This window comes from Vogesella sp. LIG4, from assembly GCF_900090205.1.
Taxonomy (GTDB): Bacteria; Pseudomonadota; Gammaproteobacteria; order Burkholderiales; family Chromobacteriaceae; genus Vogesella.
The window spans coordinates 2034781-2047023 of record NZ_LT607802.1; the positions used below are offsets into that span (position 1 = coordinate 2034781).

General features: G+C 61.0%; 14 protein-coding genes. 12 read left to right on the forward strand and 2 right to left on the reverse strand.

Annotated elements, in window-relative coordinates; translation table 11 throughout:
- Positions 1 to 266 precede the first annotated feature (266 nt).
- Positions 267 to 1565, reverse strand: a complete 1299-nt coding sequence (aceA, locus tag PSELUDRAFT_RS09625) for an isocitrate lyase (RefSeq protein ID WP_088966635.1) — start codon at positions 1563 to 1565, stop codon at positions 267 to 269.
- Between the two features lie 417 nt (positions 1566 to 1982).
- On the opposite strand from aceA, the gene grpE reads away from it, so the two are divergent.
- The 10 genes from grpE to PSELUDRAFT_RS09670 all read left to right on the forward strand — a co-directional run bounded on the left by grpE (position 1983) and on the right by PSELUDRAFT_RS09670 (position 9228).
- Entirely contained in the window at positions 1983 to 2525 is a 543-nt protein-coding gene (grpE, locus tag PSELUDRAFT_RS09630; RefSeq protein WP_088966636.1) for a nucleotide exchange factor GrpE, read from the forward strand.
- Between the two features lie 123 nt (positions 2526 to 2648).
- Positions 2649 to 4559, forward strand: a complete 1911-nt coding sequence (dnaK, locus tag PSELUDRAFT_RS09635; RefSeq protein ID WP_088966637.1) for a molecular chaperone DnaK — start codon at positions 2649 to 2651, stop codon at positions 4557 to 4559.
- Positions 4560 to 4821: 262 nt separating this feature from the next.
- Positions 4822 to 5946, forward strand: a complete 1125-nt coding sequence (dnaJ, locus tag PSELUDRAFT_RS09640) for a molecular chaperone DnaJ (RefSeq protein ID WP_088966638.1) — start codon at positions 4822 to 4824, stop codon at positions 5944 to 5946.
- A 103-nt stretch (positions 5947 to 6049) separates the two neighbouring features.
- Positions 6050 to 6244 (forward strand): hypothetical protein, encoded by a 195-nt coding sequence (locus tag PSELUDRAFT_RS09645; protein WP_088966639.1) that lies wholly within the window; start codon positions 6050 to 6052, stop codon positions 6242 to 6244.
- A gap of 122 nt (positions 6245 to 6366) precedes the next feature.
- Positions 6367 to 7368 carry a porphobilinogen synthase gene (hemB, locus tag PSELUDRAFT_RS09650; RefSeq protein WP_088966640.1) on the forward strand — a complete coding sequence of 334 codons (1002 nt, stop codon included), beginning with the start codon at positions 6367 to 6369 and terminating at the stop codon, positions 7366 to 7368.
- Positions 7369 to 7958: 590 nt separating this feature from the next.
- Complete coding sequence (locus PSELUDRAFT_RS19605) at positions 7959 to 8171, forward strand: acid-shock protein (RefSeq protein ID WP_164497426.1); 213 nt, start codon at positions 7959 to 7961, stop codon at positions 8169 to 8171.
- Positions 8172 to 8243: 72 nt separating this feature from the next.
- A complete protein-coding gene (locus tag PSELUDRAFT_RS19610) occupies positions 8244 to 8441 on the forward strand; it encodes a hypothetical protein (RefSeq protein ID WP_164497427.1) in 198 nt (65 codons plus the stop codon).
- Between the two features lie 77 nt (positions 8442 to 8518).
- Positions 8519 to 8716: an acid-shock protein gene (locus PSELUDRAFT_RS09660; protein ID WP_088966641.1), complete on the forward strand. Its 198-nt coding sequence runs from the start codon at positions 8519 to 8521 to the stop codon at positions 8714 to 8716.
- 77 nt (positions 8717 to 8793) lie between these two features.
- Entirely contained in the window at positions 8794 to 8991 is a 198-nt protein-coding gene (locus PSELUDRAFT_RS09665; protein WP_088966642.1) for an acid-shock protein, read from the forward strand.
- A 21-nt stretch (positions 8992 to 9012) separates the two neighbouring features.
- On the forward strand, positions 9013 to 9228 hold the full coding sequence (locus tag PSELUDRAFT_RS09670) for a hypothetical protein (protein WP_088966643.1): 216 nt from the start codon (positions 9013 to 9015) through the stop codon (positions 9226 to 9228).
- A gap of 125 nt (positions 9229 to 9353) precedes the next feature.
- Here PSELUDRAFT_RS09670 and PSELUDRAFT_RS09675 read toward each other — a convergent pair whose 3' ends face one another.
- Positions 9354 to 9551, reverse strand: coding sequence for a hypothetical protein (locus PSELUDRAFT_RS09675; RefSeq protein WP_088966644.1), 198 nt, complete (start codon positions 9549 to 9551; stop codon positions 9354 to 9356).
- A 242-nt stretch (positions 9552 to 9793) separates the two neighbouring features.
- Between PSELUDRAFT_RS09675 and PSELUDRAFT_RS09680 the strand changes: the two genes are divergently transcribed.
- Both PSELUDRAFT_RS09680 and tdh read left to right on the forward strand, forming a co-directional pair.
- Positions 9794 to 10993 (forward strand): glycine C-acetyltransferase, encoded by a 1200-nt coding sequence (locus PSELUDRAFT_RS09680; protein WP_088966645.1) that lies wholly within the window; start codon positions 9794 to 9796, stop codon positions 10991 to 10993.
- A 174-nt stretch (positions 10994 to 11167) separates the two neighbouring features.
- Positions 11168 to 12193 carry an L-threonine 3-dehydrogenase gene (gene tdh / locus PSELUDRAFT_RS09685; RefSeq protein WP_088966646.1) on the forward strand — a complete coding sequence of 342 codons (1026 nt, stop codon included), beginning with the start codon at positions 11168 to 11170 and terminating at the stop codon, positions 12191 to 12193.
- Positions 12194 to 12243 lie beyond the last annotated feature (50 nt).

The window sequence follows — 12243 nt, forward strand, 5'->3', positions numbered from 1 at the left end:
ATCGGCGTCTTAAAACCTGGGGCGCACCATTTTGCCCGGCTCGCGCCAACGGGTTTGGGGCGAGTCGGTTTGGTTCTGCCAACCCGTAGGGTGGGCAAAGCGTAGCGTGCCCACCAGCGACACCTTGTCGATGGCCTACTGCACAAGGCGTGATGCATGCGGCCAACGTTGGCCGCATGCCGGAAAGACAAAACCCCCGTCTGGTGACGGGGGTTTTGCTTTTGACGCAGACGGCGGGGTCGAGTCGCCGTTTGATGTCGAAAGGCTTAGTGGAACTGCTCTTCTTCGGTGGAACCGGTCAGCGCGGTTACCGAGGACTTGCCGCCCTGGATCACGGTGGTGATGTCGTCGAAGTAGCCGGTGCCCACTTCCTGCTGGTGCGACACGAAGGTGTAGCCACGATCGCGAGCGGCGAATTCCGGCTCCTGCACCTTCTCAACGTAGGCGGACATGCCGCGAGCCACGTAGTCTTGTGCCAGATCGAACATGTTGTACCACATGTTGTGGATGCCAGCCAGGGTGATGAACTGGTACTTGTAGCCCATGGCGCCCAGCTCGCGCTGGAACTTGGCGATGGTGGCATCGTCCAGGTTTTTCTTCCAGTTGAAGGACGGCGAGCAGTTGTAGGCCAGCAGCTTGCCCGGGTGCTTGGCGTGTACCGCCTCGGCGAACTTGCGGGCGAACTCCAGGTCCGGGGTGCCGGTTTCGCACCATACCAGGTCGGCGTACTCGGCGTAGGCTACGGCGCGGCTGATGGCCTGTTCCAGACCTTTCTTGGTCTTGTAGAAGCCTTCGGCAGTGCGCTCGCCGGTCAGGAACGGACGGTCACGCTCGTCGCAGTCGCTGGTCAGCAGGTCGGCAGCTTCGGCGTCGGTACGGGCGATCACCAGGGTCGGCACGCCGTATACGTCGGCAGCCATACGCGCGGCGATCAGCTTCTGTACCGCTTCCTGGGTCGGAACCAGTACCTTGCCGCCCATGTGGCCGCACTTCTTCACGGAAGCCAGCTGGTCTTCGAAGTGCACGCCACCGGCGCCGGCGCGGATCATTGCCTTCATCAGTTCGTAGGCGTTCAGTACGCCGCCGAAACCGGCTTCTGCGTCGGCCACGATCGGCGCGTAGTAGTCGATGTAGCCGGCATCGCCCTGCTCGATACCCTTGGAGTGCTGGATTTCGTCGGCACGGGTGAAGGCGTTGTTGATGCGCTCAACCACTTTCGGTACCGAGTCAACCGGGTACAGCGACTGGTCCGGGTACATGGCGGAGTATTCGTTGTTGTCGGCGGCAACCTGCCAGCCGGACAGGTAGATGGCCTTGATGCCGGCCTTTACCTGCTGCATGGCCTGGCCGCCGGTCAGGGCGCCCAGACAGTTGATGTAGGGCTCGTTGTTCACCAGATGCCACAGCTTGTTGGCTGCATTGCGGGCCAGGGTGTGCTCTACCTGTACGGAGCCGCGCAGGCGCTCCACGTCGGCGGCGGTATAGCCACGCTTGATGCCTTTCCAGCGCGGATTTTCGTCCCAGTCTTTCTGGATGGCTGCGATGCGTTGTTCACGAGTCGTCATGGTGATGAACCCTTCACTAATAGTTTCGTTTTGCCGGCGAACCGGCGCTCCCAATTCTTTCTGTTGCATGCCGGTCTTGCCGGCTTGTCTATGCGTCCATACCTGTCGTTTTGCGCCAGGTTTTACTGCCGGAAACCGCCTGGGTAAGGGGCTGGGCGGGCCGTGCAGTAGCGCTGTTGTGAGGTCATTTAATCACATAAAAATCGGCTTGTGTGCAGTGCAGCACAAAAAAAATCCTTTGTTTTCAAAAGCTAACATGGGTGCGCAAAAACGAATAAATTCGTATGACGATTTTTGTGCAATGCGAAAAAAAATGTAATTAAACGAGCATTTAGTTTGTGCAGTGCAGGGCTTGAAATGTCCGGCGATGGCCTTATATGGCGAAGGTGTTTATGACTTCACCCAAATGGAAGCGCCATGCAGGAAAACCAGAATCCCCAAGCAGAAGAAGTGCTTGCACAGAATGACGCCGCAGCCGCCGAGGCCGCCACTGCGGTGGAGCAGACCCCGGAACAGCATATTGCTGCGCTGGAAGCCGAAGTGATGCAATGGAAAGATCAGTGCCTGCGCGCCAAGGCCGAAACCGAAAACATGCGTCGCCGCGCCGCCGAAGATGTGGTCAACGCACAGAAATTTGCGGTGCAGAAGTTCGCCTCCGAACTGCTGGCCGTAAAAGACAGCCTGGAAATGGCGCTTTTGGACCAGTCCGGCCAGTTCGAAAACCTCAAGTTCGGCGTGGACCTCACCCTGAAGCAGCTGGTGTCCGCTTTCGAGAAGGGCCAGATCAGCGAAATCAACCCGCTGGGCGATAAGCTGGACCCGCACAAACACCAGGCCATCAGCCAGGAAGAGTCCGATGCCGAAGCCGGTACCGTGCTGCGCGTGATGCAGAAGGGTTACCTGCTGGCCGACCGCACCCTGCGCCCGGCCATGGTTGTGGTGGCCAAGCCGAAAGCCTGAAGGCCAGAGTGGTTCAAGTCCCTCTTGAAATTGTGGCGATAGCCAATATCTGACAATTCAACCGGCGGCTGCGGCCAACGTTCGCAGCGCCAAATACCAGTTAAAAGCATAGGAAGATTCAACATGGGCAAAATCATCGGTATTGACCTGGGCACCACCAACTCCTGCGTGGCAGTAGTGGAAGGCGGCCAGCCGAAAGTAATCGAAAACGCCGAAGGCGCACGCACCACCCCGTCCATCATTGCTTACATGGAAGACGGCGAAATCCTGGTGGGCGCCCCGGCCAAGCGCCAGGCAGTAACCAACCCGAAGAACACCCTGTACGCGGTGAAGCGCCTGATCGGCCGCCGCTTCGAAGACAAGGAAGTACAGAAAGACATCGACCTGATGCCTTTCCAGATCAAGAAAGCCTCCAATGGCGATGCCTGGGTACAGGTACGCGACAAGGAAATGGCGCCGCCGCAGATTTCCGCCGAAGTGCTGCGCAAGATGAAAAAAGCCGCCGAGGACTACCTGGGCGAGGAAGTGACCGAAGCGGTCATCACCGTGCCGGCCTACTTCAATGACAGCCAGCGCCAGGCCACCAAGGATGCCGGCCGTATCGCCGGTCTGGAAGTGAAGCGCATCATCAACGAACCGACCGCTGCTGCGCTGGCCTTTGGCCTGGCCAAGCAGGAAGGTGACCGCAAGATCGCCGTATACGATCTGGGCGGCGGTACCTTCGACGTGTCCATCATCGAAATCGCCGACGTAGACGGCGAGCACCAGTTCGAAGTGCTGTCCACCAACGGCGACACCTTCCTGGGCGGCGAAGACTTCGACCAGCGCGTGATCGACTACATCGTTACCGAGTTCAAGAAAGACCAGGGCGTTGATCTGAAGAACGACGTAATGGCACTGCAGCGTCTGAAGGAAGCCGCGGAAAAGGCCAAGATCGAGCTGTCCTCCGCTACCCAGACCGAAGTGAACCTGCCGTACATCACCATGGATGCCACCGGCCCGAAACACCTGGCGATGAAGATCACCCGCGCCAAGTTCGAAAGCCTGGTGGATGACCTGATCGAGCGCTCCATCGAGCCGTGCCGCGTGGCACTGAAAGATGCCGGCGTATCGCTGGGCGACATCACCGACGTGATCCTGGTGGGCGGTCAGACCCGTATGCCGAAAGTACAGGAAGCCGTGAAGGCCTTCTTCGGTAAGGAGCCGCGCAAGGACGTGAACCCGGACGAAGCCGTGGCCGTGGGCGCTGCGATCCAGGGTTCGGTACTGTCCGGCGACCGCAAGGACGTACTGCTGCTGGACGTTACCCCGCTGTCGCTGGGTATCGAAACCCTGGGCGGCGTGATGACCAAGCTGATCGCCAAGAACACCACCATCCCGACCAAGGCCTCGCAGACCTTCTCCACCGCCGACGACAACCAGACCGCGGTAACCATCCACGTGCTGCAGGGCGAGCGTGAAAAGGCTGCGGCCAACAAGTCGCTGGGCCAGTTCAACCTGGGCGACATCCCGGCTGCACCGCGCGGCGTGCCGCAGATCGAGGTTGAATTCAACATCGACGCCAACGGCATCCTGCACGTGTCCGCCAAGGACAAGGCCAGCGGCAAGCAGGCCAACATCACCATCCAGGCATCCTCCGGTCTGTCCGAAGAGGAAATCCAGAAGATGGTGCGCGACGCCGAGCTGAACGCCGAGGAAGACAAGAAGCTGCACGAGCTGGTACAGGCCCGCAACCAGGGTGAAGGCCTGATCCACAGCGTGAAGAAATCGCTGACCGAATTCGGCGACAAGATCTCCGCCGACGAGAAGACCGCGATCGAAGCCGCGCTGAAAGAAGCCGAGGAAGTGATCAAGAGCGACGACAAGGAAGCCATCGATGCCAAGGTAGAGGCACTGATGACCGCCTCGCACAAGCTGGCCGAGCACATGTACGCCGACAAGGGCGAGCAAGGTGCAGCCGAAGCCCAGCCGGCCGAAGGCAAGAAGGACGACGGCAACGTGGTCGATGCCGAATTCGAAGAAGTGAAGAAGTAAGCTTTCTTACTGGCATCAATGCACAGCCCCGAGGGGCTGTGCAAAATTGCAGATAAAGCCCCGAAGCGTAGCGGAGGGGCTTTGTCGTGAAAACAGGAAGGCTGCCGAAGCAACAGCTGATCAGGGGCGGTCCGGCTTTGCCGGGTCCGGTAGAAGCTGGGCATAGCGCTTTGTCCGCAGCCTGGCACAGGCCCTTCGGGGCGCTGTGCCTTTTCCTTGATATGCGGCCAACCTTTCATGGTTGGCGCAATGGTGATACAGCATGGCGAAAAAGGATTTCTACGAGGTACTCGGCATCAACCGTGACGCCTCGGAAGACGACATCAAGAAGGCTTATCGCAAGCTGGCGATGAAGTACCACCCGGACCGCAATCCGGACAGCAAGGAGGCCGAGGACAAGTTCAAGGAGGTGAAGGAAGCCTACGAGATCCTGTCCGACAACCAGAAGCGTGCCGCCTACGACCAGTACGGGCACGCCGGGGTGGACCCGCAGGCCGGCATGGGCGGCGGCGGTGCCGGCTTTGGCGGCTTCGATTTCGGCGACATCTTCAGCGACATCTTCGGCGGCGGCGCCCGCGGTGGTGGCGGTGGTCGTTCCAATGTGTATCGCGGCTCCGACCTGCGCTACAACATGGAGATCACGCTGGAAGAGGCCGCACGCGGCTGCGAGAAGCAGATCCGCATCCCGTCGCACGAGAACTGCGACGTGTGTCACGGCACCGGCGCCAAGCCGGGCACCCAGCCCAAGACCTGCCGCACCTGTGGCGGCCACGGCCAGGTGCGCATGAGCCAGGGCTTCTTCTCCATCCAGCAGACCTGCCCGACCTGCCACGGCAGCGGCAAGGAAATCACCGACCCGTGCCACAAGTGCCACGGCGCCGGCCAGGTGAAGACCCACAAGACGCTGAACGTGAAGATTCCGGCCGGCGTGGACGAGGGCGACCGCATCCGCCTGGCGGGTGAGGGCGAACCGGGCCAGAACGGCGGCCCGCCGGGCGACCTGTTCGTGGTGACCCACGTCAAGAAGCACAGCGTATTCGAGCGCGACGGCCGCGACCTGCATTGCGAAATGCCGATCAGCTTCGCCACCGCGGCGCTGGGCGGCGAGGTGGAAATCCCGACGCTGGACGGCATGGTAAAGGTGAAGATCTCGCCGGAAACCCAGTCCGGCCGCGTCTACCGCGTGCGCGGCAAGGGCGTGAAGTCGGTGCGTGGCAGCGACTACGGCGACCTGATGTGCCACGTGGTGGTGGAAACCCCGGTGGCGCTGACCGAGCGGCAGAAGGAACTGCTGCGCGAGTTCGAGGCCATCAGCCAGGGCGATGTGGCCACCCACAGCCCGCGCACCAAGTCGTTCATGGACAAGCTGAAGGACTTCTTCGGCTAAACTGCAGGTAGCCCCTGCGTATCGCGCCGCCCACCCGGGCGGCGCAATCGTTTGTATCGTTCACCCGCGCCGCCTGGCGGTGCGGCCAACCTGGAGCCCTTGCATGGACTTGCTGCATTCCACCTGGTTCTGGCTGCTGATGATCGCCGGCCCCATCGTCACCGTGGTGGGCACGCTGGCGCGGCTGTCGAAAAAACAGGGCCCGATCAAGCTGCCGCCGGGGGTGATTCCCGGCACCTACGCCACCGACAAGCAGGACGAGGACGAGGAAGACGACTGGCCGCAGAAAAAGCCCTAGCACTTGTCTGCGTGCGGCCAACCTTGCGCCGCAACAAGAAAGCGTGAACCAAGGCTGTGCGCCGCGGTCTGGCTTTGTTATCTTGTTGCCGCTTTTTTCACTTCCCGCCGAAAGAATCGCCCATGTTTACCAACCGCTACTTCCCTGCCACCCGCATGCGCCGCATGCGCCGCGATGAGTTCTCCCGCCGCCTGATGCGCGAGAACGTACTGACCAGCAATGACCTGATCTACCCGGTATTCGTACTGGAAGGCGACAACCGCGAACAGCCGGTGGCCTCGATGCCGGGCGTGGTGCGCCAGAGCCTGGACAAGCTGCTGTACACCGCGGAAGAAGCGCTGCAGCTGGGCATTCCGATGCTGTCCATCTTCCCGGTAATCGAAACCGGCAAGGACAACTCCGGCGAGGAAGCCTACAACCCGGACGGCCTGGTGCCCACCGTGGTGCGCGCGCTGAAACAGCGCTTCCCGGAGCTGGGCATCATGACCGACCTGGCGCTGGACCCGTACACCGTGCACGGCCAGGACGGCATCCTGGACGACAGCGGCTACGTGCTGAACGATGAAACCACCGAGGTGCTGGTGCAGCAGGGCCTGTGCCACGCCGCCGCCGGCGCCGACGTGCTGGGCCCGTCCGACATGATGGACGGCCGCATCGGCGCCATCCGCAGCGCGCTGGAAGACGAAGGCTTCATCCATACCAAGATCCTGGCCTACAGCGCCAAGTACGCGTCCAGTTTCTACGGCCCGTTCCGCGATGCCGTCGGCTCTGCGGCCAACCTTGGCAAGGCCGACAAGTACACCTACCAGATGGACCCGGCCAATATCGATGAGGCGCTGTACGAAGTGGCGATGGACCTGGAAGAGGGCGCCGACATGGTGATGATCAAGCCGGGCATGCCCTACCTGGACGTGATCCGCCGCGTGAAGGACCACTTCAAGGTGCCGACCTACGCCTACCAGGTGTCCGGCGAATACGCGATGCTGCAGGCGGCGTTCCAGAATGGCTGGCTGGATGCGGACAAATGCATGATGGAAAGCCTGCTGGCGTTCAAGCGTGCCGGCGCCGACGGCATCCTCACCTATTTTGCGCTGGATGCGGCACGGCTGCTGCGCCAGTCGTAAAACCAGCTGCTGTTAACACGGCCGGCTCCTATGGGAGCCGGCCGTAGTATTTACAAAGCCCGTGCGCACCGCGTACGGGCTTTGTCTTGAGAAACAGGAAGGCTGCCAATGTAGTGACTTGCGTGAAGCGGCCCGGCTTTGCCGGGTCCGGTGGATTTTGTACAAAGAGCTGTGTTTGCAGCCTGGCCGGCTCCTGCGGGAGCCGGCCGTAGTATTTACAAAGCCCGTGCGCATCGCGCACGGGCTTTGTCTTGAGAAACAGGAAGGCTGCCACTGCAGAGACTTGCGTGAAGCGGCCCGGCTTTGCCGGGTCCGGTGGATTTTGTACAAAGGGCTGTGTTTGCAGCCTGGCCGGTTCCTGCGGGAACCGGCCTTTTTCTTGCCGTTTGCAACCTGTTGTTACGTTGGCCGCGGCAAATGGCCGGATTGACCCCGTCATGTAACGCCGGGTAACGGTGGTGCGATATGCGCCAACACGCGGAAACAGCTGGCTTACATACACGGTGACGGGGTAGTCATAGTATGACGTCAAGGGCAAGTCGCATGGGTGACCCCGGACTTAAGTCTCAATCAATTCAGGAGTGAGCATCATGAACAAACTGACCGCACTGACCGTAGCCGCCGTACTGGGCCTGACTTCCATGGCGGGTTTTGCCGCTGATGCTCCCAAGCCGGCGGATGCCAAGCCTGCTGTGGCGCAGAAGGCCCCGGCCAAGAAAATGCATCACAAGAAGGCCATGCACAAGAAGCATGGCAAGCATCACCGCCACCATCACCACAAAGGCATGAAGCACGCCAAGTAAGTAGTTGACGCGTTGAATCCCGGGCCGGCGCCGCCGCCGGCCAACTGAACAGAATTTTTGGAGATACCTGACATGAACAAACTGACCGCTCTGACCCTGGCAAGCGTACTGGCCCTGGTTTCCGTAAGCAGCTTCGCTGGCGACAAGAAAATGGACGCTTCCAAGCCGGCCGCCGAACAGAAAGCCCCGGCCAAGAAAATGCACCACAAGAAGCACGCCGCCAAGAAGCATCACAAGGCCATGAAGAAGGCTGCTTCCGCTGCCTACTAAGCTGAACCCGTTTTAATAACGATTGCTGTAGGCCGGCCAGTGCCGGCCACCCTTTACCGAATACTGGAGATTGAATCATGAAAAAACTGACCGCCCTGACCCTGGCAAGCGTACTGGCCCTGGCTTCCGTAAGCAGCTTCGCTGGCGACAAGAAAATGGACGCTTCCAAGCCGGCCGTCGAGCAGAAAGCCCCGGCCAAGAAAATGCACCACAAGAAGCACGCCGCCAAGAAGCATCACAAGGCCATGAAGAAGGCTGCTTCCGCTGCCAAATAAGCTGAATCCGGCTTAATAACGATTGCTGTAGGCCGGCTAGCGCCGGCCACCCCTTACCGAATACTGGAGATTGAATCATGAAAAAACTGACCGCCCTGACCCTGGCAAGCGTACTGGCCCTGGCTTCCGTAAGCAGCTTCGCTGGCGACAAGAAAATGGACGCTTCCAAGCCGGCCGCCGAGCAGAAAGCCCCGGCCAAGAAAATGCACCACAAGAAGCACGCTGCCAAGAAACATCACAAGGCCATGAAGAAGGCCGCCTCCGCCGCTAAATAAGTTTGTGCTGGCTGGCTCGCGATGAAAACGCAGCTCGCCGCGACGGTTATTGTGGTGCTGGGGCTTGTTTCGGCAGTCGGTCTGGCTGCCGAAATCAAGCCCGTCAACATTGTGGTCGCCACCGCTTCGGCGCCGATCGCAACCGGTTTCCGACACAAGCATCCGCACAAGCAGATTGTGCGGGCTCACCGAGTGCAGAAGCACACCGTGAAGCAAGCTGCTTCGTCGGCACAGTAATGACCGGAGCGGAAACGTTATTGCAAGACTTCCCGACCCCTGCCCATTGGCAGGGGTTTTTGTTTTCGGGCCAGCCTGCGGCAATGGCCAGGCTGGTGTACGGCAGGGGATGGGGAGTGCGCCGCTCAGTCAGTCCGCCCGGCATGGCGGGCCTTGGCCTCGAACAGCTGGCATTCGTGGCCGCTGCTTTCGCGCACATCGATCATCGGCAGGCGCTTGCTTTTGAAATCCATGGCATGGCAGCCGTAGGGAAAGCGGGCATCGTGGGTGATGTAGTAATGCCGACAGAAGCGGCAATGCACGGTGGCGGGAGGTGTTTTCACAATCGGCAGGCAGGGGGCAACGCGGCATTGTCGCATGCCGCAGCGGCTATGCTGTAAGAGCCTGTCCCGTGTCTTTGGGAGACGTAGAAAGAGCGTGTACCGGCAGCAGGACAACGGTAACACCGGCAGGCGCAAAATCATCGGAAACTGTATCTGAACGATTAAAAAACAGGGGAATACAATGGTGACAATATAGCCATGCCCGCCGCAATCCGGTGGGGGCTCTTTTCAAGGAACACAGGATGAACCACACCTACCTTGCCCACCTGCAGGCCACCCTGGCGCAGATCCGCGCCGAAGGCTACGAGAAACCGGAACGGGTGATCGCCTCGCCGCAGCGCGCCGACATCAACCTGGCCGGCGGCCAGCATGTGCTGAACTTCTGCGCCAACAACTACCTCGGCCTGGCTGATGACCAGCGCCTGATCGATGCCGCCAAGCAGGGCATGGACGACTACGGTTACGGCTGTGCCTCGGTGCGCTTCATCTGCGGCACCCAGCAGGTACACAAGGACCTGGAAGCCGCCATTTCCGCCTTCCTCGGCAGTGACGACACCATCCTGTACTCCAGCTGCTTCGATGCCAACGGCGGCGTGTTCGAAACCCTGCTGGGCGAAGAAGACGCGGTGATCTCCGACGCGCTCAACCACGCCTCCATCATCGACGGCGTGCGGCTGTGCAAGGCCAAGCGCTTCCGTTACCAGAACAACGACATGGCCGACCTGGAAGCCCAGCTGCAGGCGGCCGAGGCTGCCGGTGCGCGCTTCAAGCTCATCGTTACCGACGGCGTGTTCTCCATGGACGGCATCATCGCCGACCTGAAAGCCATCTGCGACCTGGCCGACCGTTACGGCGCGCTGGTGATGGTGGATGATTCGCACGCGGTGGGCTTCATCGGCGAAACCGGCGCCGGCACGCCGGAACTGTGCGGCGTGGGCGACCGCGTGGACATCTACACCGGCACGCTGGGCAAGGCGCTGGGCGGCGCTTCCGGCGGCTACGTGTCCGCCCGCCAGCCTATCGTCGACCTGCTGCGCCAGCGTTCGCGCCCCTACCTGTTCTCCAACACCCTGGCGCCGGCCATTGCCGCAGCCAGCCTGCAGGTGTTCGATATCCTCAAGGGTGCGGAAGGCGCTACACTGCGTGCCAACCTCAAGCGCAATGCCGACATCTTCCGCCAGGGCATGAGCGAAGCCGGCTTCACCCTGGTGCCGGGGCAGCATCCCATCATCCCGGTGATGCTGGGCGATGCCCGCCTGGCGGCGGAAATGGCGGCGGCGCTGCTGGCCGAAGGCGTATACGTGATCGGCTTTTCCTACCCGGTGGTGCCCAAGGGCAAGGCGCGCATCCGCACCCAGATGTCCGCCGGCCACACCCCGGAGCAGGTACAACGCGCCGTGGCGGCCTTCATCAAGGTTGGCCGCGAGCTGGGTGTGATCTGAGAGCGTGAGCATGTTCACGATCTAGCAAGCTCGCGCGAGACAAGGCAAAAACGACGGAGAAAGCGGAATTTACATCGAGTAAATGCGCATTTTGACGTTGTTTTTAACGCCGTATCGCACGAAGCGCAGCAGATCGTGCACAGACTCCGAGTAGGCAATCAAGAGGATTCCAATATGAAGGCACTTGCCAAACTGCGGGCCGCTCCCGGCCTTTCCATGACCGATGTGCCGATGCCGGAAGTCGGCCATAACGATCTGCTGATCAAGATCAACAAGACCGCCATCTGCGGCACCGACATCCATATCTGGAACTGGGACGAGTGGGCGCAGAAGACCATTCCGGTACCGATGCACGTGGGCCACGAGTACGTGGGCGTGGTGGCCGGCATGGGCTCGGAAGTGCAGGGCTTCAAGATCGGCCAGCGCGTGTCCGGCGAAGGCCACATCACCTGCGGCCACTGCCGCAACTGCCGCGCCGGTCGCCGCCACCTGTGCCGCAACACCACCGGCGTGGGTGTGAACCGCGAAGGCTCGTTTGCCGAATACCTGGTGATTCCGGCCTTCAACGCCTTCCCGATTCCGGATGACATCTCCGACGACCTGGCATCCATCTTCGACCCGTTCGGCAATGCGGTGCACACCGCGCTGTCGTTCAACCTGGTGGGCGAGGACGTGCTGATCACCGGCGCCGGCCCGATCGGCATCATGGCGGTGGCCATTGCCAAGCATGTGGGCGCGCGTCACGTGGTCATTACCGATGTAAACGACTACCGGCTGGAGCTGGCGCAGAAGATGGGCGCCACCCGCGCAGTGAACGTGGCCAGACAGGACCTGAAGACGGTGATGCAGGAGCTGCACATGACCGAAGGCTTCGACGTGGGCCTGGAAATGTCCGGCAACCCGCAAGCCTTCCGCCAGATGCTGGAAGTGATGAACCACGGCGGCAAGGTGGCGCTGCTGGGCATTCCGCCGGCCAACACCGCCATCGACTGGAACCACGTGATCTTCAAGGGCCTGGAAATCAAGGGCATCTACGGCCGCGAGATGTTCGAGACCTGGTACAAGATGGTGGCGCTGATCCAGTCCGGCCTCGACATCACCCCCATCATCACCCACCACTTCAAGGTGGATGACTTCGAGCAGGGCTTTGCCGCCATGCTGTCCGGTCAGAGTGGCAAGGTGATTCTCAACTGGCAGTAAGCGTCATGCGGCCAACGTTGGCCGCAGGCTCATCCCGCAATGGTGTTCAC